General features: G+C 71.3%; 22 protein-coding genes and 1 pseudogene. 10 read left to right on the plus strand and 13 right to left on the minus strand.

Features of this window, described 5'->3' with window-relative positions:
• Nucleotides 1–21 precede the first annotated feature (21 nt).
• Entirely contained in the window at nt 22–1,059 is a 1,038-nt protein-coding gene (locus tag ACFVX4_RS22530) for an LLM class flavin-dependent oxidoreductase (RefSeq protein ID WP_389980158.1), read from the minus strand.
• 211 nt (nt 1,060–1,270) lie between these two features.
• On the opposite strand from ACFVX4_RS22530, the gene ACFVX4_RS22535 reads away from it, so the two are divergent.
• Nucleotides 1,271–1,600: an ATP/GTP-binding protein gene (locus ACFVX4_RS22535; protein WP_389980160.1), complete on the plus strand. Its 330-nt coding sequence runs from the start codon at nt 1,271–1,273 to the stop codon at nt 1,598–1,600.
• Nucleotides 1,601–1,621: 21 nt separating this feature from the next.
• On the opposite strand, the gene ACFVX4_RS22540 is transcribed toward ACFVX4_RS22535, so the two are convergent.
• From ACFVX4_RS22540 to mce, 7 genes are all read right to left on the minus strand, one after another.
• Entirely contained in the window at nt 1,622–2,494 is an 873-nt protein-coding gene (locus ACFVX4_RS22540; protein ID WP_389980162.1) for an ABC transporter permease subunit, read from the minus strand.
• Entirely contained in the window at nt 2,491–3,612 is a 1,122-nt protein-coding gene (locus ACFVX4_RS22545) for an ABC transporter ATP-binding protein (RefSeq protein WP_389980164.1), read from the minus strand. Before ACFVX4_RS22545 ends, ACFVX4_RS22540 begins: the two co-directional genes overlap by 4 nt.
• Nucleotides 3,613–3,757: 145 nt before the next feature.
• A complete protein-coding gene (locus ACFVX4_RS22550) occupies nt 3,758–4,537 on the minus strand; it encodes an ABC transporter permease subunit (RefSeq protein ID WP_389980166.1) in 780 nt (259 codons plus the stop codon).
• A gap of 5 nt (nt 4,538–4,542) precedes the next feature.
• Nucleotides 4,543–5,535, minus strand: a complete 993-nt coding sequence (locus ACFVX4_RS22555) for an ABC transporter ATP-binding protein (RefSeq protein ID WP_389980168.1) — start codon at nt 5,533–5,535, stop codon at nt 4,543–4,545.
• Nucleotides 5,536–5,651: 116 nt separating this feature from the next.
• Nucleotides 5,652–6,590 (minus strand): cellulose-binding protein, encoded by a 939-nt coding sequence (locus tag ACFVX4_RS22560; RefSeq protein WP_266426585.1) that lies wholly within the window; start codon nt 6,588–6,590, stop codon nt 5,652–5,654.
• Between the two features lie 184 nt (nt 6,591–6,774).
• Nucleotides 6,775–10,635, minus strand: a complete 3,861-nt coding sequence (gene scy, locus ACFVX4_RS22565) for a polarized growth protein Scy (protein ID WP_389980170.1) — start codon at nt 10,633–10,635, stop codon at nt 6,775–6,777.
• 164 nt (nt 10,636–10,799) lie between these two features.
• Entirely contained in the window at nt 10,800–11,228 is a 429-nt protein-coding gene (gene mce / locus ACFVX4_RS22570) for a methylmalonyl-CoA epimerase (protein ID WP_072486742.1), read from the minus strand.
• 134 nt (nt 11,229–11,362) lie between these two features.
• On the opposite strand from mce, the gene ACFVX4_RS22575 reads away from it, so the two are divergent.
• The 4 genes from ACFVX4_RS22575 to ACFVX4_RS22590 all read left to right on the plus strand — a co-directional run bounded on the left by ACFVX4_RS22575 (nt 11,363) and on the right by ACFVX4_RS22590 (nt 18,528).
• Entirely contained in the window at nt 11,363–12,565 is a 1,203-nt protein-coding gene (locus ACFVX4_RS22575; RefSeq protein WP_389980173.1) for an acetyl-CoA C-acetyltransferase, read from the plus strand.
• Between the two features lie 61 nt (nt 12,566–12,626).
• The gene (gene meaB, locus ACFVX4_RS22580) at nt 12,627–13,586 is read left to right on the plus strand and encodes a methylmalonyl Co-A mutase-associated GTPase MeaB (protein WP_389980175.1); all 960 of its coding nucleotides are present in this window, start codon (nt 12,627–12,629) and stop codon (nt 13,584–13,586) included.
• A 251-nt stretch (nt 13,587–13,837) separates the two neighbouring features.
• Nucleotides 13,838–16,297, plus strand: a complete 2,460-nt coding sequence (locus ACFVX4_RS22585; RefSeq protein ID WP_389980177.1) for a PQQ-binding-like beta-propeller repeat protein — start codon at nt 13,838–13,840, stop codon at nt 16,295–16,297.
• Entirely contained in the window at nt 16,294–18,528 is a 2,235-nt protein-coding gene (locus ACFVX4_RS22590) for a protein kinase (protein WP_389980179.1), read from the plus strand. The genes ACFVX4_RS22585 and ACFVX4_RS22590 overlap by 4 nt, the downstream gene beginning before the upstream one ends.
• A 24-nt stretch (nt 18,529–18,552) precedes the next feature.
• On the opposite strand, the gene ACFVX4_RS22595 is transcribed toward ACFVX4_RS22590, so the two are convergent.
• On the minus strand, nt 18,553–19,152 hold the full coding sequence (locus ACFVX4_RS22595) for a PepSY domain-containing protein (RefSeq protein ID WP_389980181.1): 600 nt from the start codon (nt 19,150–19,152) through the stop codon (nt 18,553–18,555).
• A 119-nt stretch (nt 19,153–19,271) separates the two neighbouring features.
• Here ACFVX4_RS22595 and ACFVX4_RS22600 point away from each other — a divergent pair, with 119 nt between their 5' ends.
• Together ACFVX4_RS22600 and ACFVX4_RS22605 are read left to right on the plus strand one after the other, a co-directional pair.
• Nucleotides 19,272–19,934 (plus strand): response regulator transcription factor, encoded by a 663-nt coding sequence (locus ACFVX4_RS22600; RefSeq protein WP_385329679.1) that lies wholly within the window; start codon nt 19,272–19,274, stop codon nt 19,932–19,934.
• Nucleotides 19,931–21,409, plus strand: a complete 1,479-nt coding sequence (locus ACFVX4_RS22605) for an ATP-binding protein (RefSeq protein ID WP_389980183.1) — start codon at nt 19,931–19,933, stop codon at nt 21,407–21,409. The genes ACFVX4_RS22600 and ACFVX4_RS22605 overlap by 4 nt, the downstream gene beginning before the upstream one ends.
• 18 nt (nt 21,410–21,427) lie before the next feature.
• On the opposite strand, the gene ACFVX4_RS22610 is transcribed toward ACFVX4_RS22605, so the two are convergent.
• The 4 genes from ACFVX4_RS22610 to ACFVX4_RS22625 all read right to left on the minus strand — a co-directional run bounded on the left by ACFVX4_RS22610 (nt 21,428) and on the right by ACFVX4_RS22625 (nt 24,073).
• The gene (locus tag ACFVX4_RS22610; protein ID WP_266426606.1) at nt 21,428–21,904 is read right to left on the minus strand and encodes a MarR family winged helix-turn-helix transcriptional regulator; all 477 of its coding nucleotides are present in this window, start codon (nt 21,902–21,904) and stop codon (nt 21,428–21,430) included.
• Between the two features lie 125 nt (nt 21,905–22,029).
• Nucleotides 22,030–22,794, minus strand: coding sequence for an AIM24 family protein (locus ACFVX4_RS22615; protein WP_389980186.1), 765 nt, complete (start codon nt 22,792–22,794; stop codon nt 22,030–22,032).
• Entirely contained in the window at nt 22,791–23,441 is a 651-nt protein-coding gene (locus ACFVX4_RS22620) for an AIM24 family protein (protein WP_389980188.1), read from the minus strand. The genes ACFVX4_RS22615 and ACFVX4_RS22620 overlap by 4 nt, the downstream gene beginning before the upstream one ends.
• Nucleotides 23,441–24,073: an AIM24 family protein gene (locus tag ACFVX4_RS22625; protein WP_389980320.1), complete on the minus strand. Its 633-nt coding sequence runs from the start codon at nt 24,071–24,073 to the stop codon at nt 23,441–23,443. The genes ACFVX4_RS22620 and ACFVX4_RS22625 overlap by 1 nt, the downstream gene beginning before the upstream one ends.
• A gap of 259 nt (nt 24,074–24,332) precedes the next feature.
• Between ACFVX4_RS22625 and ACFVX4_RS22630 the strand changes: the two genes are divergently transcribed.
• From ACFVX4_RS22630 to ACFVX4_RS22640, 3 genes and pseudogenes are all read left to right on the plus strand, one after another.
• Nucleotides 24,333–24,683: a DUF3817 domain-containing protein gene (locus tag ACFVX4_RS22630; RefSeq protein WP_266426613.1), complete on the plus strand. Its 351-nt coding sequence runs from the start codon at nt 24,333–24,335 to the stop codon at nt 24,681–24,683.
• A pseudogene (locus tag ACFVX4_RS22635) lies at nt 24,680–24,817 on the plus strand (MTH1187 family thiamine-binding protein); the annotation flags it as partial. The gene ACFVX4_RS22630 and the pseudogene ACFVX4_RS22635, both read left to right, overlap by 4 nt.
• Before the next feature lie 19 nt (nt 24,818–24,836).
• On the plus strand, nt 24,837–26,306 hold the full coding sequence (locus tag ACFVX4_RS22640; protein WP_389980190.1) for a recombinase family protein: 1,470 nt from the start codon (nt 24,837–24,839) through the stop codon (nt 26,304–26,306).
• Nucleotides 26,307–26,583 lie beyond the last annotated feature (277 nt).

Here is a 26,583-nt window from a genome sequence, read left to right on the forward strand (position 1 = left end):
CCCCGTACCTCTTACGACGCGTCAGGTGAGCAGCGGGAGCACTTCGGTGCCCAGCCGCGCTACGTTCTCCTCCGTGGCCGTCAGATCCCCCGACCCCTCCGCCAGGAGCGCGAAGCGGGTGATGCCCGTCCGCTCGGCGGTGGCGGCGAGCCGGTCGGCGGCGAGCCGGGGCGGGCCCACCGGATGAAGGCCGCACAGCAGCTCCGTGTACGCGACCGGATCGCGCATCACCCGGTGCCGGCCGTCGACCGTCACATGGGCGTCCAGCCCTTGTCGCAGCCAGCCCGGCATCGCCTTCACGAGCGTCTCCACCGCGTCCTCGGGGCGGTCGGCGATCTGGGCCACCCCCGCGGACACGTGCCCGGCCTCCCGGACGCTCTCGGGCGAGCGGCCCGCGGCGAGCGCGGTGGACCGCCACAGGGCGACCATGTCGGCCTTCTCACGGTCCCCGCAGTGCATCCCGAGCAGCATCGGCAGGCCGTTCTCCGCGGCGAGCTTCACCGTCCCGGGAGAGGTGCACGCGACGACCACCTCGGGTCCGGAGCCCTCGCCGTCCCCGGCGAGCGGCTCGTCGGCCCGGGGCACCACGGCGACCTCGCGGAAGCCGTACCGCTCCCCGCGCCCGGCCACCCGCGGCTTGCCCAGCCAGTCGAGCAGCAGCTCCAGGGACTCCGGGAAGCCCTTCTCGTAGGCTTCCAGGCCGCCGCCGAACACCTCCAGATCCACCCAGGGACCGCCCCGGCCGACGCCGAGGGTGAATCGGCCGCCGCTGGTGAGGTGGAGCAGCGCGGCCTGTTCGCCGAGCGTCACCGGATGCTGGGTCGGCAGCACGCTCACCGCCGTGCCCACCCGGATTCTGCGGGTGCGGCCGAGCAGCAGCGCGGCCAGGGTGACGGCGGACGGGCAGACCCCGTACGGCACGAAATGATGCTCTGCCAGCCAGACCGAGTCGAGCCCGGACTCCTCCGCGACCTCGGTGGACCGGATCGCGCGGTGCAGCGCTTCCCCCGGTCCCTGCCCCGGAAACTGGGCTGCCAGTACGAACGTTCCCACGCGCATCGCCAATTGCCTCCTTGCGGCCGACGCGGCTCTCCCCTGTAGAGCAACAACGTCTGACACGTGCCAAAGGCACGGTCCGCAGGCAGGTTGTTGCGATTTTCCGGTAACTCACCCCGTCCGGGACGTCGCCCCGCGAGGCGCCGGACGCCCGGGTCGGCCAAATGGCCCTACGCTGGACGGGAACTGCCCAGACTGCCCCGTGAGGTGTCACGTGTCCCCGCGCCGCAACCGCCCACGAGGCGGCGAGAGTCCCCACGACAGCACCACGGAACCGGGGGACCGGTACGGCGGGGGCGGGCGAGCCGAGGAATGGCAGGGCGAGCAGTGGTCGGTCCGCCCGGTCAGCGGCGCGAGCGCCGCGGGCAAGCGGTACCGCTGCCCCGGCTGCGACCAGGAGATCCCCTCCGGCGTCCCGCACCTGGTGGCCTGGTCCGAGTACGGCGGGATCGACGACCGCAGGCACTGGCACAAGGCGTGCTGGAACGCGAAGGACCGCCGCACCACACAGGTGCAGCGGTCCAGGAACGCGCCTCGCTACTGAGCCCCTCCGGGCGGGGACGGGTCAGACGTCCCGGCGGTTCAGAGCGCCGAACGCAGCGAGCAGGGCCACGGCCGTGACGCCGAGCATGATCCACAGGGGGTCCCAGCCGGACGGTCCCGAATCGGCGACCGAGGTGGAGTAGAACGCGCTGAGCTGGTTGGGGATCGAGTACTGGAAGAACGCCAACCGCAGGTCGGAGAGCGACTCCGCGAACATGAACATGGCCAGCACGAGCGGCAGCAGCACCACTCCGATCATGATCGTGATCGCACCGGCGGAGTGCCGGATGAGAGCGCCGACCGCGAGGGAGAGCAGTCCCAGCGTCGCGATGTAGAGGCCGACACCGACCGTCGCGCGCAGCCATTCGCCGCCGCTGGGCGCCGTGCTGTCGATGAACGCCGTCTGCATCACCGCGACCACCGCGGTCGTCACGGTCGTGATCACGAAGGTGAGCAGGAAGAAGACGATCGCCTTCGCGCACAGCACCCGGGCGCGGCTGGGGCAGGCGGTCAGCGTCGTACGGATCATGCCCGTGCCGTACTCCGACGCGATGGTCATCACACCGAGCGTGATCACACAGATCGAGCCCAGCAGCACCCCGAAGAAGCCGAGGCTGAGCACCGGCGTCGAGCCGAGGTCGGTATCGGAGGTGTCGACCGCGACCGCGGCCAGCAGCCCGATCCCGAGCAGCAGCACGATCATGACGCCGAGCGTCCACATCGTGGAGCGCACCGAGCGGATCTTGGTCCACTCGGAGGCGATCGCGTCGCCGAGGGTGGCCCGGCGCACCGGGATCGGCGAGGTGTACGGGCCGGCCGGTGCGGCCTGGGGGCTGTGCTGCGGGGCCGGGGCCTGCCGTTGGGACGGCGCCTGCGGGGTCGGCGGCGTTGTCATCGGGCGTCCTCGCTGGTGTCGCGCTTGGTCAGGTCTGCGGGGGCCGCGGCGGGCTCGGCCGGGGCCGCCGCGTACGGGTTCTGTCCGGGCGGCGGTGGGACGTACCAGTTCTGCTGGGGCGCCTCCGGGACCGGTGGCTGCCCGTACCCCGGCTGCGCGTACCCGTGGTCCGCCGGCTGCTGGAGACCTGCCTTCTGGTCCGCCGTCGAGCGGTAGTCCACGACGCCCTGGGTCATCCGCATGTACGCCTCCTCCAGCGAGGCCTGGTGCGGTGAGAGCTCCCACAGCCGGACGTCCGACTCGTGTGCCACATCGCTGATCCGCGGCAGCGGCAGCCCGGTGATCCGCAGGGCCCCGTCCGGCTCGGACATGACCTGTCCGCCCGCCTCGGTGAGCGAGGCGGTCAGCTTCTCGCGCCGCTCCGCGAGGCCGTCGGCGACCCGTACCCGGGCGAAGTCGGCCGAGTTGGCCGAGATGAAGTCCTTGACGTTCATGTCGGCGAGCAGCTGACCCCGGCCGATCACGATCAGATGGTCGGCGGTGAGCGCCATCTCGCTCATCAGATGGCTGGAGACGAAGACCGTACGGCCCTCGGACGCCAGCATCTTCATCAGATTGCGGACCCAGAGGATGCCCTCGGGGTCCAGACCGTTGACGGGTTCGTCGAAGAGCAGCACCTGAGGGTCGCCGAGCAGTGCCGCGGCGATCCCGAGCCGCTGGCCCATGCCGAGCGAGAAACCCTTGGACCGCCGCCGCGCGACGTCCTGGAGGCCGACGACGCCGAGCACCTCGTCGACCCGGGCGGCCGGGATACCGGCGAGCTGGGCGAGCGAGAGGAGGTGGTTACGGGCGCTGCGCCCGCCGTGCACCGCCTTCGCGTCCAGCAGCGCGCCCACCTGGCGCGGGGCGTTCGGCAGACTGCGGAAGGGGTGGCCGCCGATCGTCACATGGCCGGAAGTCGGCTGATCCAGGCCCAGGATCATGCGCATGGTGGTGGACTTGCCCGACCCGTTGGGACCCAGGAATCCGGTGACGGTGCCCGGCCGCACCTGGAAGGAAAGGTTGTACACGGCCGTCTTCGCGCCGTAGCGCTTTGTCAGGCCGACTGCCTCGATCATGCTTCAGCCCCATCGACTCACAGCTGTCGTCGGGGCCCAGGCCGAGCGGCCGCACACCCCCGTAAGACTTAGGAGGATATCCAGGCTCCGACGGTTCCGGCCAAGCCGTTGCGGGCGCGCGTCGCTCCCCCGACCGGGCGAACGGTCACGCGTCCCGCTTCTTGAGTACGAGATAGCCGCCGATCAGCGCGGCCGCCACCCAGGCGAGCAGGATTCCGAGCCCGCCCCACGGCCCGTACGGAGCCGGGTTGCTGTTCATGGCGTCGGGAACCACCTGCATGATCTTGGACCCGGCCTGGTCGGGGAAGTAGCGGGCGACCTTCTTCGCACCCGGGACCGCCGACAGGATCTGGGAGACCAGGAAGAAGAACGGCATCAGGATGCCGAGCGACAGCATCGAGCTGCGCAGCATCGTGGCCACACCCATCGAGAAGATCCCGATCAGGCCCATGTAGATGCCACCGCCGACGACCGCGCGCAGGACGTTGTCCGCACCGATGTCCGTGTGGTGGTCGCCGAGCAGGGCCTGTCCGAGGAAGAACGAGACGAAGCTGGTCGCGATGCCGACCACCAGGGCCAGCACACCGGCCACCGTGACCTTGCTGAACAGGAACGAACCGCGCTGGGGCACGGCCGCCAGTGAGGTGCGGATCATGCCGGAGCTGTACTCCGTACCGACCACCAGCACCCCGAAGACGACCATGGCCAGCTGGCCGAGGACCATGCCGGAGAAGCTGATGAGGGTCGGGTCGAAGGTGGCCCGTTGCGCCACCGGGAGGTCGTCGAACTGGGCGTTCATCAGGGCGCAGAGCGCCGCGCTCATCGCGACGGTGACGACGAACGCGGAGATCAGCGTCCAGACGGTCGAGGAGACCGTACGGATCTTGGTCCACTCGGAGGTCAGGACCGCGGGTACCGATGCCATCGTCGTCACACCTCCATGCCGGTGCCGCCACCGGTCCGCTGGTTCCATTGATCGCCCCACTGCGGGCCCGCGGGCGGTGGCGCCGCGGCGTGGTCCGAGTGTGCGTGGTACTCCACGGAGTCCGCCGTCATCTGCATGAACGCGTCCTCCAGCGAGGCCCGCTGGGCACTCAGCTCATGCAGCACGATCTGGTGCTGCGCGGCGAGCTCGCCCAGCGCCTCGGTCGTGGCGCCGTCGATCTCCAGCGTGCCGCCGCCCGTCTCGACCACGATCAGGCCCGCCTCGTGCAGCACATCGCGCAGCCTCTCCTGCTGCGGCGAGCGCAGCCGTACGTAACTGCGGGAGTTCTGGTGGATGAAATCGGCCATCGAGGTGTCGGCGAGCAGCCTGCCCTGGCCGATCACGATCAAGTGGTCCGCGGTGAGGGCCATTTCGCTCATCAGATGGCTGGAGACGAAGATCGTCCGGCCTTCCGTGGCGAGCGCCTTCATCAGATTGCGGATCCAGTGGATGCCCTCGGGGTCCAGACCGTTGACGGGTTCGTCGAAGAGCAGCACCTTCGGGTCGCCGAGCAGCGCCGCCGCGATCCCGAGCCGCTGGCCCATGCCGAGGGAGAAGCCCTTCGACTTCTTCTTCGCCACCGCGGTCAGGCCGACGGTGTCCAGAACCTCCGCGACCCGGCTCTCCGGGATGCGATTGCTCTGCGCGAGACAGAGCAGATTGTTGTACGCGCTGCGTCCGCCGTGCATCGACTTGGCGTCCAGCAGCGCCCCGATGTACTTGAGGGGTTCTTCCAGGTCGCGGTAGTGCTTGCCGTCGATGCGCACCGAACCGCTGGTCGGGTTGTCGAGATCGAGCATCATCCGCATCGTCGTGGACTTGCCCGCCCCGTTGGGCCCCAGAAAACCCGTCACCATTCCGGGTCTGACCTGGCAGGAAAGCCGGTCGACGGCAACCTTGTTGCCAAAGCGCTTGGTGAGGCCATCGAGCTCGATCATGCGTTCACGCTAGAACGGCCGCGCGCCCGGCGCCACCACAGGGGCGGAACCGGGCGCGCAAGGAGGGTGCTGAAGATCGTCAGTGTCCTCCTGGGGTGCAGCTGCGGTACTCGGGGTCAGCGGCCCTGCTGGGCCGGGACGCCACGGGTGACCGGCTCGTCGTCGGCGGGGGTGCCCGCCGCGGCGACCGCGGCACCGGTCAGCGTGGCCAGCATCTCGCGGACGTTGGTCAGCTGGGCGTTGATCGAGTCGCGGCGGTTGGTGAGAGCCGCCAGCTCGCGCTCCGACTCGCTGCGGATCCGGTCGGCCTTGGCGTTCGCGTCGGCCACGATGTCCTCGGACTGGCGCTGCGCGGTCTCCACCGTCTGGCGGGCCCGGCGCTCGGCGTCCGTGCGGAGCTTCTCGGCCTCCAGGCGGAGCTGCTCGGCGCGGTGCTCGATCTCGGCGAGGCGCTTCTCGGCCTTGGCCTGACGGGACGCGAGGTCGCGCTCCGACTGGTCGCGGCGCTTGGCCAGGTTGGTCTCGAAGTCCGCGGCGGCCTGGGCGGCCTTGGCGCGGGTCTCCTCGAAGAGGGCATCCGCCTCCTCGCGCTTCTGCGCGGCGTCCTTCTGGGCCTCCGTACGCAGCGAGCCGGCCTCACCCTTGGCCTTCTCGACGATCCGGACGCCCTCGTCCTCGGCCTTCGCCTTGCGCTCGGCGGCGAACGTCTCGGCGTCGTTGCGCACCTGCTGGGCGGCCGACTCGGCGAGCTCACGGTGCTGCTCGGCGGCGCGACGGGCCTCCTCACGCAGGTCCTTCGCCTCCTCCTCGGCCAGGCGGAGGATCTTCTCCACCCGCGCGCCGAGGCCGGCGTACGACGGCTCCGCGTCGCTCACCTGGGCCTGAGCGTTCTGCGTTTCGAGGTGGAGCTCCTCGATGCGCTTTTCCAGAGACGTGATGCGGGTCAGGGCACTATCACGGTCGGCGACGAGCTTGGTAATGCGGTCATCCACCTGACCGCGGTCGTATCCACGTCGCACGAGCTCGAAGCCGAAGGGGGAGGAAGGGTCGCTCATGGGGTTCCTGTCGAATGAGACCGGTGAGGTGATAGAGGGAATCCTAGGGGCCCGGACGGCGTGTCACCGAGCGGATGCCCTTTTGATCTGGAGAATGACACCTCTTTTGAGTGGCTGACCCCCGCAACTCTTGCCACTCGGAGGGTTGAACGTTCCTGTCGGAGCACGGGACCTGACAACGCGACTACCCCTCGGACGACTTGCCACTCGATCGAGTGCCCGCCGAGGCCCCGGTCTTGACGCCACCGGAGGAGCCGCCCGCGCCCTTGCCGCCGCCCGTGGGCGTCTCGAAGGACTCCAACGCCTCCAGCACGTCCTGGACTCGGGAGATCTCGGTGTTGATGTCCGCGCGCCGGCGCACCAGCAGATCGAGCTCGCGCTTGCCCTCCTCGACCGTGCGCTTCGCCTCGGCCTCGGCGTCGGACCGCAGCTTCTCGGCCTCGCGGACCAGCGTGGCCTTCTTCTGCTCGGCCTCCTTCAGCAGCGACTCGGCCCGCTTCACCGCGGCGATCCGGACCTTGCTCGCCTCCGAATTGGCGTCCGCCAGCAGCTCCTTGGCCTTGGCCGCCGCCTCGTCGCGCTGCTCCGTCGCGGCCTTCATCAGGTTGTCGACGCGCTCGCCCGCCGTCTTCATCTGCTCGGAGGTCTCCCGCCGGGCCCGGTCGTGCAGCTCCTCGATCTCGCCCTCGATCCGCGTCCTCAGCTCCTCGGCCCGCTCCCGGATCGCCGTGGCGTCCCGGCGCGCGCCGACCAGCAGCTCGTCCGCGTCCGTACGGGCCCGCTCCACCAGGGAGTTGCCCTCGACCGTCGCCTCCGAGGTGATCCGCACGGCTTCCTTGCGGGCCGCGCCGACCATCGTGTCGGCCTGCTCCTCGGCCTCGGTGGCGGCGCGCAGCGCCTCCTCCTGGGCCTTGTTGACCAGCTGATCGGCCTGCTCGGCGGCATCGGCCCGGCGCTTCGCCGCGGCCTCCCGCGCCTCGTCGAGCAGCCGGTCCGCCTCCTGGCGGGCCTCCGCGCGCATCTGCTCGGCCGCCGACTCCGCGTCGGCGCGCACCCGCTCCGACTCCTCGCGGGTGCGGGCCGCGTACTCCTGCGCCGAACCGACGGTGGCCGCCGCCTCCGCACGCAGCCGCTCGGCCTCGTCCACGGCCTCGCCCGACAGCCGGGCCGCCTGCTGCTTCGCCTCGTCGACCAGCGCGGTGGCCTGCTGCGTCGCCTCGTCGACGAGCCGGGTGGCCTGCTGCGTCGACTCCGTACCGATCCGCTCGGCCTCGCTCGTCGCCTCGCCCACCAGCCGGTCGGCCTGGGTCGCGGCGTCGGAACGCATCCGGTTGGCGTCCTCGCGAGCCTCGGCGCGGCTGCGCGAGGCGTCCTGCTCGGCCGAGGCCAGCGCGTCGGAGGCATCGGTACGCATCCGCTGGCTGTACTCGGCGGTATCCGCCCGCAGCCGCTCCGACTCGCTGATCGCGTCGGCGACGGTCCGCTCGGCCATCGCCTTCGCGGCCTCGGACTCCTCCCTCGCCTCCCGGCGGATCCGGGCCGCGTCCTCGCCGGCCCGCTCCCGCTCGGCGTGCGCGTCGGTGCGGACCCGGTCCGCCTCCTCCTGCGCCTCGGACTTCGTCCGCTCCGCGACATGCTCGGCGGTCGAGCGCAGCCCGGCGATCTCCGCCTCGGCCTGCTCCTGCAGCCCGCTGACCGAATCCCGTACCTGCTGGGCGGTCTGCTCGGCCGCGGAGACCAGTTCGGCCGCCCGGCTGTCGGCCTCCTCGACCAGCCGCTGCGCCTCGGCCTGTGCCTGCTCGACCCGCTTGCGGGCGGAGGCGAGCAGCTCCTCGCTCTGCTCGCGGGCCCGCTCGCGCTCCTGGTTCGCCTCGGTGCGTGCGGCGTCGAGGGTCTCCTCGGACTCCCGGCGGCGCCGGTTCGCCTCCTCCTGGGCGGCGGCCAGCGCCTCGGCGGCCTCCGTGCCGACCCGCTCCGCCGCGGCGGCGGCCTCGGACCGCACCCGGTCGGCGCTCTCCTGCGCCTCGGACTTGAGCCGCTCGGCCTCGGCGGCGGCCTCGGACCGCAGCCGTACGGCGACGGACTCGCCCTCCGCACGCGACTGCGACGCATCCGCCGCGGCCTCGTCGCGCAGCCGCTCCGCCTCGGTCTCCGCCTGCTCCCGCAGCGTCCGGATCCGCTCGGCGGCCTCCGTCCGCAGCCGCTCGGACTCCTCGTTCGTCTCGCGCCGGATGCGCTCCGCCTCGGCGCGCGCGTCCGTGAGCGCCTGCTCGGCGGTGGCGACCCGGGTCTCCGCCTCGGTGTGCAGCCGGGTCAGCTCCTCGGCCGCCTCCGCCTGCCGGGCCGCGACCGCGCGCTCGGTCTCCTCACGCAGCTCCGCCGCCGCCCGCTCGGCCGCGGTGGTGGTCGAGCCCGCCTGCTCCTCGGAGTCGGTACGCAGCTGCTCGGCCTCGGCACGGGCGCGCTCCAGGGCCTCCTCGGCCTGCTTGCGCAGCGTGCCGGCGCGCTCGGTCGCCTCGGTGCGGACCCGCTCGCTCTCGGTGCTCGCGGTGGAGCGCAGCTCCTCCGCGTCCGCCCTCGCCTTGGCCAGCAGCTCCTCGGCGGTCTTCGCGCCCTCCTCGATCTGCTGGACGGCCTCGCGGCGGGCCTCGCCACGGATCCGCTCGCCCTCGGCGACCGCCTCGGAGCGCAGCTGCTCGGCCTCGCCGCGCAGCCGGCGCGCCTCCTCCTGGAGCTCGACCGTCTTGGCCCGGTACTCCTTGGTGTCGTCCTTGGCCGCGCCCTTGAGCTGATCGGCCTGCTCGGCGGCCTCGCCGCGCAGCCGGTCCGCCTCGGCCTCCGCCTCGCGGCGGATCCGGTCGGCCTCCTCGCCCGCTGCCCTGGTGGTGGACTTCGCGTCCTCGGACGCCTTGGTCAGCACCTCCTCGGCGCTCCTGGCGGCCTTGGCGAGCTGGGCCGCGGTGTCCTCGGCGGCGGCCGTGCGGGCCTTCTCGGAGGCCTCGGACTTCAGCCGGTCCGCCTCGGCCCGCGCGTCGGCGAGCGCCTGCTCGGCCTCCGCCTTGAGCGTCTCGGCGTCCTTGGTCGCCTCGCCGACCAGCCGGGCGATCTCCGACTTGGCCGTACGGGTGCGCTGCTCGTTCTGCGACTCGGCGGCGGCCAGCCGCTTGACCGCGGCCTCCTTCGCCTCGCCGGTGACCTTCTCGGCCTCCAGCCGGGCCTCGCGCAGCCGGGTCTCGGCCTCCTGCATGCGCTGCTCGGCGGCCCGGTTCAGCTCGGCGGTCTGCTGGCGGGTCTGCTCGGTCTCGGCCGACGTCGACGTACGCAGCTGCTCGGCGTGGCTGGTGGCCTCCTGCGCCTGGCTGGAGGCGGCGTCCAGCAGCCGCTCGGCGTCCTTGCGGGCGCGCAGCAGGATCGCCTCGGCCTCGGCCCGTGCCGACTCCGCCTCGGAACCGAGCCGCTGCCGGGTCTCCTCCGCAACCCGGTTCGCCTCGGCGCGCGCGGCCGTCAGGGACTGCTCGGCCTCGGCCCGCGACTCCTCCAGCAGCCGGCGGGCCTGGGACTCCGTCCTGGCCCTGAGCTGCTCTGCCCAGGCGACGTTCTCGTTGACATGGGACTCGACGGTCTGGCGGCGCTCCGCCAGCTCCTGGTCGAGCCGCTGGCGCCGCTGCACCGCCTCGTTGTGCAGCTCGGCCTGGAGCCGCGCCTGGTGCTCGGCGTGCTCCTGGAGGATCCGCTGCGTCTGCGCGCGGGCGTCACGGAGCTCCCGCTCGGCGTCGGTCCGCAGCTGTTCCGCCTGGACCTGGGCGTTACGGAGCAACTGCTCGGCCTGGTAGCCGATGTCCGCGCTGTCGTACGCGGGACGGGTCGCGAGATTGCGCCGAGCCTCGTGCAGCTTGGCGCGCAAGACCTCGACCTGGTAACCGAGGTCCTCGGCGTGCTGGACGGCCTTCTCCCGGTCGGTCTTCAGCCGGTCCATCTCGGCTTCGAACCGCGAGAGATGGTCGTCGTCAGCTCGGTGGCTCTCCTGGCGTTCGTAGCCCCGCACTGCGCGGTCCCATCCGTCCCCTGGTCGCAACTCTCCAACGAGTACCGTTCGCCGGTGAACGGTCCCCCGGGGAATGGTGACAGATCAACGGCTGGGGACGCGGCGCGGCCCCGACCCGGCCCCGGCCCGGAACAGCCCACTCTACCGGGCCAGGTATCCGGAGGTCAGTGCTCCGCTGCGGACGTGACCAGTTCGGTGAGGACTCCATGGCAGTCCTTGGGGTGCAGGAAGGTGATCCGGGACCCCATCGAACCGGTCCTGGGCTCCTCGTACAACACCCTGACCCCCTTCTCCCGGATGTCCGCGGAATCGGCGTCGACATCCGCGGTGCCGAAGGCGATGTGGTGGACACCCTCCCCGTTCTTCGCCAGCCACTTGCCCACGGCCGAGTCCTCCCGGGTCGGCTCCAGGAGCTGGAGGTAGGAAGCGCCGCCGTCGGACGTATCGTTGATCTTGAGCATGGCCTCCCGTACGCCCTGCTCCTCGTTGATCTCGGAATGGAACACCTCGAACCCGTAGGTCGAACGGTAGAACTCGACGGTCTTGTCGAGGTCGAAACAGGCGATCCCGATGTGATCGATTCGCGTCAGCATGGAACCAGTGCAGCGCCACACGGATGGTTACGCAACGTGCGCGCCGTCACACCCGCTGCCGGATGACGGGCGAGGTACCGCTCAGTACATTCAAGTAAACCCTCGTTCACTCCTCATCCCAAGGGGCGCCCCTCATGTCTGGAACGACCGGTACCACCTCAGTGATCGTCGCGGGCGCGCGTACGCCCATGGGCCGCCTCCTCGGCTCGCTGAAGAGCTTCTCCGGGGCCGACCTCGGCGGCTTCGCCATCAAGGCCGCGCTGGACCGGGCCGGCATCGGCGGCGACCAGGTCGAGTACGTGATCATGGGCCAGGTGCTGCAGGCCGGTGCGGGCCAGATCCCGGCCCGCCAGGCCGCGGTCAAGGCCGGCATCCCGATGAGCGTTCCCGCGCTCACCGTGAACAAGGTGTGTCTGTCCGGGCTCGACGCGATCGCGCTCGCCGACCAGCTGATCCGCGCCGGTGAGTTCGACGTCGTCGTCGCCGGCGGTCAGGAGTCCATGACGAACGCCCCGCACCTGCTCCCGAAGTCCCGCGAGGGTCACAAGTACGGCGCCATCGAGATGCTCGACTCCATGGCGTACGACGGTCTGACCGACGCCTACGAGAACATCCCGATGGGCGAGTCCACCGAGAAGCACAACTCCCGCCTCGGGCTGAGCCGCGCCGACCAGGACGAGATCGGCGCCCTCTCGCACCAGCGCGCCGCCGCGGCCCAGAAGAACGGCATCTTCGAGGCCGAGATCACCCCGGTCGAGATCCCGCAGCGCAAGGGCGACCCGGTCCTCTTCGCCAAGGACGAGGGCATCCGCCCGGAGACGACCGCGGAGTCCCTCGCCAAGCTGCGTCCGGCGTTCGCCAAGGACGGCACGATCACCGCGGGCACCTCCTCGCAGATCTCCGACGGCGCTGCCGCGGTCGTCGTCATGAGCAAGGCCAAGGCCGAGGAGCTGGGCCTGGACTGGATCGCCGAGATCGGCGCCCACGGCAATGTGGCGGGTCCGGACAACTCGCTCCAGTCGCAGCCCTCCAACGCGATCCTGCACGCCCTCAAGAAGGAGGGCCTGGAGGTGGCGGACCTCGACCTCATCGAGATCAACGAGGCCTTCGCCGCGGTCGCCGTCCAGTCGATGAAGGACCTCGGCGTCACTTCGGAGAAGGTGAACGTCAACGGCGGCGCCATCGCGCTGGGCCACCCGATCGGCATGTCCGGCGCCCGTGTGGTGCTGCACCTGGCGCTGGAGCTGAAGCGGCGCGGCGGCGGCACCGGCGCGGCGGCGCTGTGCGGTGGCGGCGGTCAGGGCGACGCGCTGATCGTCCGCGTCCCGGGCAAGTAGTACGTTCCGGGCCAGTGGTACGCGGTACACGTAGAGCACGCAGCGAGTGAACGGAGCGGTGATGGTGGACGTCCCCACCCTGGTCGAGCAGGCACGTGCGGGCCGGCCGCGGGCCGTGGCCCGGCTCATCTCCCTGGTGGAGGGGGCGTCGCCGCAGCTGCGCGAGGTGATGGCGGCCCTGGCGCCGCTGACGGGCAACGCGTACGTCGTCGGCCTGACCGGCTCGCCCGGTGTCGGCAAGTCGACATCGACGTCGGCGCTCGTCTCGGCGTACCGGCGGGCCGGCAAGCGGGTCGGCGTCCTGGCCGTCGACCCGTCCTCGCCGTTCTCCGGCGGGGCGCTCCTCGGCGACCGGGTCCGGATGTCGGAGCATGCCTCCGACCCGGGCGTCTACATCCGCTCCATGGCCACCCGCGGCCACCTGGGCGGCCTCGCCTGGTCGGCACCGCAGGCGATCCGGGTGCTGGACGCGGCGGGCTGCGAGGTGATCCTGGTGGAGACGGTCGGCGTCGGCCAGTCGGAGGTGGAGATCGCCTCCCAGGCCGACACCTCCGTCGTCCTGCTGGCACCCGGCATGGGGGACGGCATCCAGGCGGCAAAGGCCGGAATCCTGGAGATCGGCGATGTGTACGTCGTCAACAAGGCCGACCGGGACGGCGCGGACGCCACCGCGCGCGAGCTCAACCACATGCTGGGCCTCGGCGAATCACGGGGCCCCGGCGACTGGCGGCCGCCGATCGTGAAGACGGTCGCCGCCCGGGGCGAGGGCATCGACGAGGTCGTCGAGGCGCTGGAGAAGCACCGGGCGTGGATGGAGGAGCACGGAGTGCTCGCCGAGCGGCGCGCGGCCCGCGCCTCCCGCGAGGTCGAGACCATCGCTGTGACGCGGCTGCGCGAGCGCATCGGTGATCTGCACGGCGACCGCCACCTCGGCGCGCTCGCCGAACGCATCGTGGCGGGCAGCCTCGACCCGTATGCGGCGGCGGACGAGCTGGTGGCGGGGCTCACCGGCGAGGGCTGACCCGCCCTTCCCCCGTTTCCGGTGCGGCGTGCGGGCCGCGTCCGGAAACGGGGAGGGAACCGGTCCGCGTGCGGTCTGCGGGCCGCACCGGGAACGGGCCCCGGCCGTGGCGCGCCCCGCCGCTCATGACTGATATCACGTCAGTCACCGGGCGGGAGTGTGCCATTGGCGTCTTCGGGCCCTGCTGCCGCCCCGTCCGTGACAGGATTGCCGCCGGTCACGTGTCATGCGCACGAGGGGGGAAGTGACACATGCTGGGTCCGCTGCGGCAGGACTCGCCCCGGCGGATCGGCCCGTACGCGATACGGGCCCGGCTGGGCGCGGGTGGCATGGGCGAGGTCTTCCTGGGCGACCGGGGCGACGGGAGCGACGCCGTGGCCGTCAAGACGGTCCGCCGCGACGTGGCGCAGGACCCCGGCTTCCGCAACCGCTTCCGCCGCGAGATCACCGTCGCCCGGTCCGTCACCGGCCCCCACCTCGCCCCGCTGCTCGACGGGGACGCGGACGCCGAGGTGCCCTGGCTCGCCACCGCGTACGTGGCCGGACCGACGCTCTCCGCCGCCGTCCGCGGCGCCGGTGCGATGGCCGAGGCCGAGGTCCGGATGCTGGGCGCCGGAATCGCCCACGCCCTGGCGGCCGTCCACGCGGCGGGGATCGTCCACCGCGACGTGAAACCCGGCAACGTGATGCTCGCCGCCGACGGGCCGCGCCTCATCGACTTCGGTATCGCCCGGGACGCCGGCGCCACACCGCTCACCACCACCAGCCGGATGGTCGGCAGCCCCGCCTTCATGTCCCCCGAACACGTGGCGGGCAGCGGACGCGTCGTCCCGGCCTCCGACATCTTCTGCCTCGCCTCGGTGCTCTGCTTCGCCGCCACCGGCCGCGATCCCTTCGGTGACGGACCGGTCGCCGCCGTGCTCTACCGGGTCAAGTACGTCGAGGCCGACCTGGACGACGTGCCCGAGGTGCTGCGCGCGGTCCTGGAGGACTGCCTGACCGCCGACCCCGCCGCCCGCCCCACGGCCGCCGGACTGGCCGAACGGCTCACGCCCGGCGCCGCCGCCGAGTGGTCCGCCCCGGTGGCCGGGCAGATCGCGGAGTACGGACGGGAGCTGGCCCGGGTCAGCGCGCTGGACGGGCCGCTGCTGCCGGGCTACACGCCCACCGAGGCGGCCACGGGGAGCCGGGCGGCGCCCCATCAACTGCCCACACAGGGAACGGACTTTGCGCCGGGCGTGCACATCGCCCCCACCCAGGGCCCCGGCCTCGCGGAACCCCGGCGCCGCTCCCGGCGGCGCCGGAACCTCGTCGCGGCCCTGGCCGCGCTCGCCCTGCTCGGAGCCGTGACCGGCGGCCTCCTGGCCCTGCGTGGGGGCGACAAGGGCGGCGACGGCGATCCGAAGGCGCCGGCCACGGTGCTCGCCGGTATCGACACCCAGGGCGGCCGGGAGGGCTCCGGTACCGTCCCGTACGGCCGTGACGTCCGTCCGGCCGGGTGGCGCAGCTGGCAGAGCAGGATGACCGGGCAGCCGTTCGGCTGCGCGGCGGGCCGGGACGTCCTGGTCTGCCGCACCACGGCCGGCTCGTACGAGGCGCTCTCACCGGCCGACGGGAAGAAACTGTGGGACTACTCGGCCCGGCTGGACGCCGATGAGACCGGCGCCCGGGTCAGCCCCACGGGACAGGTCTTCACGCCGTCCGGATCGACCCGGCCCGCGGTCTACGGCGATCAGGTCCTGCTCGCCACCGGAGGCCGGCTCGTCTCGCTCGACTCCCGTACCGGGAAGACCCGTTGGGAGTCCCGTGCAGGGTCCGCCCACGGTTTCGAGAGTGCGCCGCTGGTCGCCGACGGAATGGTCTTCGCGGACATCGGCCCCAGCTCGCACGGTGCCCGGATCGCCGCGTTCGACCTGGCGACCGGCAAGGAGAGGTGGCGCAAGCCGCTGGTGGGCGAGGACATCGCCAAGGTCGAGGAGTACGACTTCTGGCCGCTGGCCACCAGGGACGGGGTGCTCTACCTGCTCGGCCAGGGCGGGCTGCGTGCCCTGCGTGCCGACGTCGGCACGGAGCTCGGCCGGGCGAAGGACGAGCAGACCTCCCAGTGCCACGACGCGCTGATCCGCGCCCCGCACGTCTACTGCTCCGTGTACACGTACTCCGCCGACGGCGAGCGCATGGCCGTCCACCGGCTCGGCACCCCCTCGCTCGAACCCGCCGGCGAGGTTCCGGTACCGGACGAACTCACCGACAACGGCAGACTCGTCGCCGTCGACGACCATGTGGTCGTCCTGGTCCGTAGCGCGCTTCCCTGGGAGGAGGACGACAGCGACCCGGAGATCGTCCTGGTCCGTCCGGACGACGGCAGGACCCTCGCCAGCTACCCGCTGGACCGGAGATCGTTCAGCAGCCGCATCAACGCGGCCTCGCTCCCGATGATCGTCGCGGACACCCTGGTGTGGGCGGACAGCACCAGTCTGTACAGCGTCGCCCTGCACAACGGATCCAAGCCCGGTCCGCTGCGCAGAACCGCGCTCAAGGGCGCTCCGGGGCCCGAACTGCGCAAGGAGTACGACACGCTCCAGTGGGGCGTCGTCATGTCCGGCGAGGTGCTGCCGCCGGAGGTCCTTCCGGTCGGCGGAGCCGTCTACGTCATTTACCACGGCGGCAGGGTGCTCTCCGTCCCGCTGCCCGGTCCGTCCGCGTCATGATCGAACGCCTGGCCCCCAACACCCGGACACGGATCGGCCCCTACCGGATCCTCGGACTGCTCGGCGCGGGCGGCATGGGCGAGGTGTATCTGGCCCGGCCGGCCGGGGAGCCGGCCGGCGGACTCGTCGCGCTGAAGACCGTCCGAGCCGATCTCGACCTGGACGACGGGTTCCGCGTCCGGTTCCGGCGGGAGATCGAAGCGGCGGCCGCCGTGCGCAGTCCCCGCACCGCGACGCTCGTCGGAGGCGACGCGACGGGCCGGACGCCCTGGCTCGCCACCGAGTACGTCCCGGGCCCCTCGCTGGCCGAGGCGGTGGCCCGCGACGGGCCACTGCCCGAACCCGTGGTGCGGACCCTGGGTGCCGGCCTGGCCCGGGGGCTCGCCGACATGCACGCCGTACGTGTGCTGCACCGCGACCTCAAGCCGGGCAATGTGCTTCTCGGCCCCGACGGGCCCAAAGTGATCGACTTCGGCATCGCCCAGGCCTTCGACGCCACGCAGTTGACCCGTACCGGTGTCGTGGTCGGCAGCCCCGGCTACATCTCACCCGAGCACGTCAATGGCTCGCGGGCACTCGTGCCCGCCTCCGACGTGTTCTGCCTGGCTTCGGTGCTGGCCTTCGCGGCAGCGGGACGTGGTCCGTTCGACGACTCCGACATGGCAGCGGTGATCTTCCGGATCGCCCGCGGGGAGGCCGAACTCTCCGGCGTGCCGACACGGTTGCGCGAGGTGATCGTCCGATGCCTCGATCCGCGGCCCGAACAGCGCCCCGCCCCGCGGGAGCTGGCCGCTCTGCTGCTCCGGGAGCAGCCGTCGGTCCCGTTCCCCTGGACTCCGGGGGTAAGGGCGCAGCAGGCCGCGTACGAGCGGGCAGCCCGGGAGTGTGCCGGCGCCGCCCCGGCCGAGCCGGCCCCCGCGCCCGTCGTGCCGCCGCTGCCGGCCGGCCCGCCGCTCGCCGCCGCCGCCGTTTCCGGGGCGGGCACGTCGGTGGGCCTGCCTCGCCGGAAGCTTCAGGTGACCCTGGCGGCCGTGGCGGTCACGGTCTGCCTGCTGCTGGGCTACCTGTTGTGGCCGGATGTCGGCCCCCGGGGCGGCGGTACCGGGGCCGGCTCCGGATCCACGGGGCCCGGAGCCGGACCAGCGAACGCCGGTGGGGCCGCCGGTGTGCGGGCGGTTCCCCGGGCCGACAGCGGCCGGACCGGGGACTTCGGCAAGGCCGCAACCGATCTGTCCGCCCGGCCCGCGGGATGGAAGGCCTGGCAGTCCACGGTCGAGGGGGCCGTGGGCGGTTGCAGCCTTGCCGAGTCGACCCTGCTGTGCGGCGGAACGAAGGGGGTCACCGCACTCGACGCGGCCGACGGCAAGCAGCGCTGGCAGACGCCGAAGGGGGCACAGGGTGCCACGGCGGCTCTCGTCGCCGGCTTCACGAAGGGGACCGTGTACGCGTTCGTCGGCCATGCGATGGTCGGCTACCGGATCAAGGACGGCGCGGAGCAGTGGCGCGCGCAACTGCCCGCCGGAGACACCGGATCGGGTGCCGTCCAGGACGGCGACACCCTCTACTACGCCACCCGCGACGCCACCTCCGGCACCGGCAGGCTGGCTGCCCGCCGGCTCACGGGCGACCGGGGCGAGCTGTGGAACAAGCCCTACGCCGGCACACGGCCCGCCCTGGTCGCCGACGATGGGCGGCTGGTCGTGGTCGAGGGAAGCACCCGGATCGTCGACGGGGCGACGGGCACCGTGAAGGAGCAACTCCCCGCGAACGACTTCCCCTGCCGGGATCCGGCGCTCAAGGGCCGCTTGCTGGTCTGCCGGGCGACCGGGACGGGGGTCGCCGTCATGAACGACGTCACCCGGCCGCAGGAGCACCGGATCATCGCCGAGGACATCACGGTCCGGTACCCGGTGGCGCTGACCGACGACGGGACCGTGGTGGTCAACGACGGCGACCACCCCTACGCCTTCGACGCGGGCGACGGCCGGTCGAAGTGGTCGGGCGACCGGTCGGACGAGGGCGGCGAGCCGTCGGTGGCGGGAGACCAGATCCTCTCGGCCCTGGACGTGGGGGTGAGCACGTACCGACGGGCGGACGGGGAGCCGACGAACATCACCGGCTACACCGGCGTCCCCTACCCGCCCAAGGACCCGCCGCATCTGCTGGCCGCCGGTGATGTCGTATTCCTCACCTTCGACGACGGCACGGTCGTCTCCGGATACATCCCCTGAGGCAGGACCGCGACGGCGACTCCGTCAGTCCTCGTCCCGGTCGTCGTCCCCGTGACCGTCGTCCGACCGGTCCACCGTGACCTTGCCCGACTTCGCGTCCACGTCCAGCTCGTGCTGCTTGCCGTCCTTGCCCCGGACATCGACCTCCCAGCGCAGCGCTCCGCCGCTCCGGCCGTCGTGGTCGTCCAGGTCGATCGACGTCACGGTCCCGGGGTTCGTCTTCAGCGCGGCGTCGACCGCGGCGTCCAGCGACACCGGGGCCGACCGGGGCGCGTGCCGGTCGCGGTCGTCGTCATCGTCGGAGACGTGCTTGCCGAGCACCTTGCCGTTGCCCGCGTCCACCGTCACGTCGTGCCACACCTTGTCGGAGCCGTACACGTCGAGCTCCCAGACGAGCCCGCCGTCCTCGTCGTCCAGCTCGGCCTCCGTGACCGTGCCCGGGACGGCCTTGACGGCGGCCGTGATGGCGTCCGCCACGTCGGCGCGGGCGGTGCCACCGCTCGGCGCGCTGGACCGGGTCTCGCGGTCGTGGCTGTCGTCGTCCGCGAAGGCGACTGCCGTGGCGGCTCCGCCGCCGACCAGCACGGCCGCGGTGACTGCGGCGATGACGATCTTGCGCTTCATGTGGGTTCCTCCCCGATCGGGTGGCCGGTTTCGACGAGGACCACATTGCCGGGGTGATGCTGAACGCAGCCTGAAGCCACCTGAAGCCGTCTTCAGGTTCGGTTTGCGACCCTGTGCGTATGCGCCTGTTGATCGTGGAGGACGAGAAGCGGCTCGCGACGGCCCTGGCCGCGGGGCTCACCGCCGAGGGCTTCGCCGTAGACGTGGTGCACGACGGTCTCGAAGGGCTGCACCGGGCCGCCGAGGGCGCGTACGACCTCGTCGTCCTCGACATCATGCTGCCCGGGATGAACGGCTACCGCGTCTGCGCCGCCCTGCGCGCCGCCGGACACGAGACACCGATCCTGATGCTGACGGCGAAGGACGGGGAGTACGACGAGGCGGAGGGCCTCGACACCGGGGCCGACGACTACCTGACCAAGCCCTTCTCGTACGTCGTGCTGGTGGCCAGGATCCGGGCGCTGCTGCGGCGCCGAGGAGGCGGCTCCGGTTCCCCGGTGGTCACCGTCGGCGCCCTGCGCATGGACACCGCCGCCCGCCGCGTCCACCTCGGCGAAGCCGAAATCACCCTCACCACAAAGGAGTTCGCGGTACTGGAACAGCTCGCGCTGCGGGCCGGACAGGTGGTGAGCAAGGCGGACATCCTGGAACACGTCTGGGACTTCGCCTACGACGGCGACCCGAACATCGTCGAGGTGTACGTGAGCGCGCTGCGGCGCAAGCTCGGCGCGGCCGCCATCCGCACGGTGCGCGGCGCCGGGTACCGGCTGGAGGCGCTGTGAGGTCGGTACGGGCCAGGGCCGCCCTGGGTGCCACGGTGGTGGTCGCCCTCGCGCTGATCGGCGCCGGGCTCTCCGTACTCCTCGTCCTGCGCGCCAACCTCACCGACCAGGCGGGCTTGCAGGCCGAGGTGGTGGCCCGGGAAGTGGCCGGGCAGCTGGCCCTCGATGTGCCGTACGACCGGCTGGAGATGCGCGACGAGGAGGACCATCCGGTCCAGGTGACCGACGAGGACGGGCGCGTGGTCGCCGTCTCCAAGGATCTCCGGGCGATCTCCGGCACCGGTACGGACCGGGTCACGCCGGTCCCGTCGCCGACCGCCGGGGGGTCCGGCGGTGGGAGCGACGACGACAACGGGGGCGACGACGGAAGCGATGACGACGACCGGCACGCCGCCCCCGCCCCCGGCCGCGGTGAAGTCGACTCAGACGAACCGGACTTCGGCAACGGCACCGCCGATGTCGACGGCGAGACGGCCGACTACCGTTTCGCGTCCGTGAAGGCGACGACTTCCGCCGGGGTGACCCTGACCGTCCACGCGGGCGCCCCGCTGGCCGCCGAGCAGGAGGCGGTGGGCACCGTGCGCGGTGCGATGCTGATCGGGCTGCCGGCGCTGCTGCTCGTCGTCGCCGCGGTGACGTGGCTGGTGACCCGGCGGGCGCTGCGCCCGGTCGAGGGCATCCGGCGCGAGATGGCCGCGATCACCGCGTCCGAGGACCTGAGCCGGCGGGTGCCGGAGCCCGGCTCGCGCGACGAGATCGCCCGGCTGGCCCGTACGACCAATGAGACGCTCACCGCTCTGGAGGCCTCCGTCGACCGTCAGCGGCGCTTCGTCGCGGACGCCTCGCACGAACTGCGCAGCCCGATCGCCTCCCTGCGCACCCAGCTGGAGGTGGGGGCGGCCCATCCGGAGCTGCTGGACGTGCCGGGCGCGGTCGCCGACACCGTACGGCTCCAGGCGCTGGCCGCCGATCTCCTGCTGCTGGCCAGGCTCGACGCGGGGGAGCGGCCGGGCCGTACGGCGCTGGACCTGGGCGCGCTGGTCCGCGAGGAGGTCTCGCAGGGCACGGGCGACCGGATCGCGGTGACGGTGTCGGTGCCGGACTCCGGGCCGGACTCCGGGCAGTTCGAAGTGACCGGTTCGCGTGGGCAGTTGGCGCGGGTGATCGGCAATCTGCTGGACAACGCGGAGCGTCATGCGCGGAGCACCGTGACGGTCTCGGTGCGTGCGGCGGAACGGGGCGGCGTGGTCGTCGCCGTCACCGACGACGGGGCGGGAGTGCCGCCGGAGGAGCGTGAGCGGATCTTCGAACGTTTCGTACGCCTCGACGACGCCCGCACCCGGGACGACGGCGGCGCGGGCCTGGGCCTGGCCATTGCCCGGGACGTCGCCGCCCGGCACGGAGGGCGGCTGACGGTGGACGGTGCGCGGGAGGGCGGCGCCCGGTTCGAGCTCTGGCTGCCCGGAGCCCGCTGAACGCCGCCCCGCCGGGGGTCACACCTTGCCGCGTCGTCCCCGCAGGTGTTCCGCGACCGGGGTCAGCGCCGCGTGCAGGTTCGCCAGCGCCTCAGGCGTCAGCAGGTCCATGAAGTGCTTGCGGACCGACGCCACGTGGTGCGGCGCCACCTTGCGCATCGTCTCCGCGCCGTCCTCGGTGAGGACCGCGTACAGACCGCGCCGGTCGGACTCGCAGTTCTCCCTGCGGACCAGGCCGGCGTTCTCCATGCGGGTGATCTGGTGCGAGAGCCTGCTCTTGGACTGCAGCGTCGCGGCGGCGAGGTCGCTCATCCGCATGCGCTGGTCGTCCGACTCCGAGAGGTTGACCAGGATCTCGTAGTCGTTGTTGGTCAGGCCGAACGGCTGGAGATCCTTCTCCAGCTGGTGCATCAGCAGCCTGCTGACGTCCAGGTGGGTGCGCCAGGCGCACTGCTCCGCGTCGTTCAGCCAGCGGGTGGCCGTCTCGGTCTCCATATATGGATTCTACCTAAGAAGTTGAAAGCCGGACGAAGTGGGGAGGCGTGACGGTCGGCACCCGTCCGGAGACGGGTCCGGGTGCGGGGTGCGGACGTTCGACGTCACACTCCGCAGAGTACCGTTCACAAACCGAAGCGACGCTGGAGGTCCCCGAGCTGACCGGGCATACGGGGTGAGGCGCCAGGTTGACCCGCGCCGCCCGGGACCCCGGCCTGACCCGGCACCGCACCCGTCGGCTGCTCGGCCATCAGGATCTCGGTCGACTGGAGCAGCACCGTACCCGCGCCCACGAACTCGAACTGGTGTTCCTCTCCCGAGGTGCCCCCGAGGCCCGTCAGCGACCGCAGCCCGCCCAGTACGCCCGTCATATAGCCGTGGTCGTAGTGGTGGCACGGCGAGGGGCAGTCCGCCCAGCCCACCAGGGCCTGCGGGTCGACCCGCAGCGGCGGCTCCATGAAGACCACCGGACCGTTGGAGGCGGCCACGAACTTCCCCGTACCGATCAGGGTCAGAAAGCCCGGCACGATCGACTGCTTGAGTGCCAGCGACGGCTGGTACGCGAGGAGATTGCCCGACCGGATCGTCAGATTCCCCTCGTCCAGGTCGTACGAATTCACATCGAAGGCCCGGTCCGCGAGCAGCATCTTGCCGCTGCCCTCGGCCACCACCCAGTCGCTCGCGTGCAGCGGCGAGTGGAAGCTCGTACGGATCAGCCGCTCGAAGCGGCCGTGGCCGATGCCGTTGAAATCGATCCGCCCGTAGTAGGCGATCATCTTGCCCTTCTGCAGGAACCACTGGCTCCCCTTGAGCTCCACGCAGAAGGTGTACGAGTTGACGTTGTCGTCCGACGGCAGCGTCATCGGGTCGAAGACCACGGGCGTGCTCACAGCTTCTCCTCCGAGGCCTGGACGTACACCGCGCCACTGCCACTCAGCTCCAGCTGGAACGCCTCGCCGGAGCCGCGCCCCACCATGTCGCGCCAGCCGAGCGCGGTCGAGAGCTTGTTCCGTACGTCGCCGTGGTGCGCGACATACGCCTGCGGGTCCACATGCACATCGCGGCCGGGGGTGATCGGCAGCTCGATCACCCCGCCGTGAGCCATCACCGCGACCGCGCCATGGCCCTTGAGCGTGGTGGTGAACAGGCCCTGCCCGGTCACCTGGCCGCGCACCATGCCCATCACGCCGCCCTGCGAGCCCATGAACATCGTGCCCTGCTGGAGCGTCCCGTCGAAGGCGAGCAGCCGGTCGGCCTCCACGTACAGGGTGTCGCCGGTCATGTTGATCACCTGGATGTGATGGCCGCCGTGGCCGAACATCACCGTTCCGCTGCCCTCGACCGTCATCAGCGGGGTCGCCTCATTGGCCACCCGCCGGCCGATCATCGACATCACGCCGCCCTGGCCGCCCTGGATGTTCGGCGTGAACGACACCTCGCCGCGGTAGGCGAGCATCGCGCCCCGCTGGCTGTACATCCTCTGGCCGGGAACCACGGTCGCCTCGACCATCTTCGAGTTGATCTCACGGAACGGCATCAGACATCGCCCCCGATGGTGTTCCGCTCGCTCGGCTGGACGTAGACGACGCCCTCGCCCTCGAACCGGATCTGGAAGGACTCCCCGGAACCCTCGCCGATCAGCGTCCGGAAGTTCACGCCGGACTGGAAGTGCTGCTGCAGATTGCCCTGGTGGGCGATGTAGGCGCCCGGGTCGACGAACAGCGGGTACTGGGCCGAGACCCGCAGCGCCACCGCCGAGCCGTCCGACATGATCGCCACCTGGCCGGTGCCCTCGACGGTGGTGGTGAACAGGCCGTTGCCGCTCGCCCCGCCGCGCAGGCCGGTGAAGGTGGTGCCGGTGCGCAGCCCCGCGTCGGTGCACAGCAGATTGCTCGCCTCGACGTAGAGCTTGTCCCCGTGCAGCGAGACGAGGTTGATCTCGCTCGCGCGGTCCGCGAAGTAACAGGTGCCCTGGCCGGTCACCTCCATCACGGTCATCTGCTCGCCGGTCAGGCGTCGGGTCACCATGCCGCGCAGCCCGTCACCGCCGCCGGTCATCTTCTTGAACGTCATCCGGCCGTCGTAGGCGACCATCGAGCCGTTCTTCGCCTTGACGGCGTCGCCGGCCAGGTCGACGGCGAGCGTTCTGCTGCCTTGGAGTCGGAACATTGCCACGGGGCGACGTTAGCGGCAGGCCCCCCGGCCGGGACAGGGCCCGGAGGAGGATCCGGACCCCAGAACGGCCCCTGATACGCATCCGGTACCGGACCCGTACGCAACCGGGACGTATGCCTTGCCGGCGCGGACGCGTCCTTCACCCGGCCGACACGGCCCCCGGCGCCGAGCGCCGGCCGCGCCGATGCCACAATGGGTCGAGCTTGTGCCTGTATTCACAAGCTGTCACCGTCCTCCCACCGAAGGTGCCCCCGTGGACATCAAGACCGCTACCGCCCTGCACCGGCTGCGCCTCATCTCGATTCCCGAGGCGCTCTCCTTCCCGGCGCTGATCATCTTCGGCTCGATCCTCAGCCGGGTCTCCGACATCGACTTCCTGATGATGCCGCTCGGCATCCTGCACGGCGTGCTCTTCGTGATCTACGCCGTCCTGCTGCTCGACGTCTGGTCCAAGACCAAGTGGCCGCTGAAGCGCGTCGCGTTCTTCTTCCTGCTCGCGCTGCTGCCCTTCGGCGGCCTGTACGGCGACAAGCTGCTCAAGCGCTACGAGGCCGACGGCGTCATCGCCGCCCGCGCCCGCCGCGAAGGCGTGGTCAGCGCATGATCGTCGCGTTCTCGGTCAGCCCGCTGGGAGTCGGCGAGGACGTCGGCGAGCACGTCGCCGACGCCGTCCGGGTCGTCCGCGAGTCCGGCCTGCCCAACCGCACGGACGCCATGTTCACCTCCATCGAGGGTGATCGCGCGTACCTTTGAGTACATGACCTCAGTAGCGATCTACCTACGGTTGTCCCGTGAGGCCGACGACAGCGCCTCGCTCGACACCCAGCGCGCTGCCTGCCGCCGATGGCTGACCGCCAACGACCATGACCCCGCTGACGCCGTCGAGTACGTGGACAACAACGTCAGCGGCGCGAAGTCCATAGAGGAACGCCCCGGGCTCCGTGCGCTCATGGTGGCCCGACCTGACGTGGTGATCACGTGGAAGCTGGATCGCTTCGCCCGATCGGTTGCGGAGTTCCTTCGTCTCGTGGCGTGGGCTGAGGCGGCGGGCATACGGCTTGCCACGACCGACAACACGGTGAATACGCTGACGCCGACCGGTCGCATGGTCGCCACCGTTCTTGCTTCGCTCGCTGAGTGGGAACGGGGGATGATCTCCGCCCGAATCAGCGAAGGGCACGAAACCCGGCGCAGCTTGGGGCGCTGGGGGGCCGGACGTGCACCGTTCGGGTACAAGACGGTCCGCCGAGACGGTGCCGCATACCTTGAGATCGACGACGCCCAAGCTGCTCAAGTTCGGGCAGCCGTAGGGGAGTTGATCGACGGGGGCACTGTTGCCGGGACAGCGCGCGCGACTAGCTTGAGCGAACCCCAATGGCGACGGATGCTCAAGTCGCCGACGTTCCGGGGGCAGCGCGCCCATAAGGGGGAATTGGTCGTGGCCTCTGACGGGGTGACCCCGGTCGAGTTCGCCGAACCGATCCTGTCTGCCGCTGAACTCATGGCTGCTCGCCAACGGATGCTCGACCTTGCGACCGGCGCTGACCGCGCTCCTCGTCAGGCGGCGCCCCTATGCGCTGGAATGGCGTTCTGTCACCGTTGTGACGGTCGGTTGAACGGAGGCACCAGCGACAAGGGGGTGCGGCTCTACAGGTGCAAGGCTGGTCACGTCACCATCTACGCAGAGACCCTTGACCAGCGGGTTGAGGCCGAATTCCTCAAGGTGTGGGGACGCTTCAACGAAGTCAACGTTCACCTTGAAGGCGGCAACGACCTTTCGGCGGAGATGATCGAAGCCCAGGAGCAAGCGGCGCGCATCGGTGCCCAGATGGCGACGGCCGGACCGCTGATGATGGGCACGTACGAAGAGATGAGCGCGAAGCTCGAAGCCGCCTATGCCGCACTCCTGGCCGCACATGACCCCGAAGTTCGCGAAGTGGCCACGCCGACTGGTCGCACCATGGGCGAAGCGTGGGCAGTGCTGGATGATGCAGGTAAGAGCCGGTTGCTTGAAGCAATGCACCTCACGGTGACGCTGCACCCGAAGCAACGGGCAGAGCGCCTTGAAATCACGTGGGGTCCGGCCGATCCTGAGGCGGTAGAACGCGCGGCTATTGCGGCGGATGAGGCTGAGGAGTCGCCCCGTCGGCGCGTCGTGTCGGCGGAAGAGCATGAGGAGATCCGGCAGGACCTCTTGGGCGACATCGCGCGGCAGGAGGGCTTGTAAGCCTGACTGAGCGCCGTTCGCGGCCCGTTGCTGGGATTACCCCCAGTGGCGGGCCGTTCGCGCTCCCTGGGGCGTTGCCGGCTCACTGCTCTCTCAGCGGCGGAGCGATGACGGAATGACGATTCTCCCTACTTTTTTGGTTGCACCTAGAAAAATAAGAGAAAAAGAGATCTGGGGTCTGTTCCGTCATCTCGTCATCGTGACGGTCTCACTGTCACCCTCGGATGGGTGGTAGCGCCGACGATGGGACGGCCGACGGGGCGGGGTGCCCCCAGGC

The sequence above is a fragment of the Streptomyces sp. NPDC058240 genome (assembly GCF_042882135.1).
Lineage (GTDB): Bacteria > Actinomycetota > Actinomycetes > Streptomycetales > Streptomycetaceae > Streptomyces.

Coding starts and splice junctions, on each gene's coding strand:
- ACFVX4_RS22600 (WP_385329679.1), top strand. CDS start 19,272: ATGCGCCTGTTGATCGTGGAGGACGAGAAGCGGCTCGCGACGGCCCTG.
- ACFVX4_RS22610 (WP_266426606.1), bottom strand. CDS start 21,904: ATGGAGACCGAGACGGCCACCCGCTGGCTGAACGACGCGGAGCAGTGC.
- ACFVX4_RS22550 (WP_389980166.1), bottom strand. CDS start 4,537: ATGGCATCGGTACCCGCGGTCCTGACCTCCGAGTGGACCAAGATCCGT.
- ACFVX4_RS22560 (WP_266426585.1), bottom strand. CDS start 6,590: ATGAGCGACCCTTCCTCCCCCTTCGGCTTCGAGCTCGTGCGACGTGGA.
- ACFVX4_RS22545 (WP_389980164.1), bottom strand. CDS start 3,612: ATGATCGAGGCAGTCGGCCTGACAAAGCGCTACGGCGCGAAGACGGCC.
- ACFVX4_RS22620 (WP_389980188.1), bottom strand. CDS start 23,441: ATGCCGTTCCGTGAGATCAACTCGAAGATGGTCGAGGCGACCGTGGTT.
- meaB (WP_389980175.1), top strand. CDS start 12,627: ATGGTGGACGTCCCCACCCTGGTCGAGCAGGCACGTGCGGGCCGGCCG.
- ACFVX4_RS22575 (WP_389980173.1), top strand. CDS start 11,363: ATGTCTGGAACGACCGGTACCACCTCAGTGATCGTCGCGGGCGCGCGT.
- ACFVX4_RS22640 (WP_389980190.1), top strand. CDS start 24,837: ATGACCTCAGTAGCGATCTACCTACGGTTGTCCCGTGAGGCCGACGAC.
- ACFVX4_RS22625 (WP_389980320.1), bottom strand. CDS start 24,073: ATGTTCCGACTCCAAGGCAGCAGAACGCTCGCCGTCGACCTGGCCGGC.
- ACFVX4_RS22530 (WP_389980158.1), bottom strand. CDS start 1,059: ATGCGCGTGGGAACGTTCGTACTGGCAGCCCAGTTTCCGGGGCAGGGA.
- ACFVX4_RS22590 (WP_389980179.1), top strand. CDS start 16,294: ATGATCGAACGCCTGGCCCCCAACACCCGGACACGGATCGGCCCCTAC.
- ACFVX4_RS22555 (WP_389980168.1), bottom strand. CDS start 5,535: ATGATCGAGCTCGATGGCCTCACCAAGCGCTTTGGCAACAAGGTTGCC.
- mce (WP_072486742.1), bottom strand. CDS start 11,228: ATGCTGACGCGAATCGATCACATCGGGATCGCCTGTTTCGACCTCGAC.
- ACFVX4_RS22540 (WP_389980162.1), bottom strand. CDS start 2,494: ATGACAACGCCGCCGACCCCGCAGGCGCCGTCCCAACGGCAGGCCCCG.
- ACFVX4_RS22585 (WP_389980177.1), top strand. CDS start 13,838: ATGCTGGGTCCGCTGCGGCAGGACTCGCCCCGGCGGATCGGCCCGTAC.
- ACFVX4_RS22595 (WP_389980181.1), bottom strand. CDS start 19,152: ATGAAGCGCAAGATCGTCATCGCCGCAGTCACCGCGGCCGTGCTGGTC.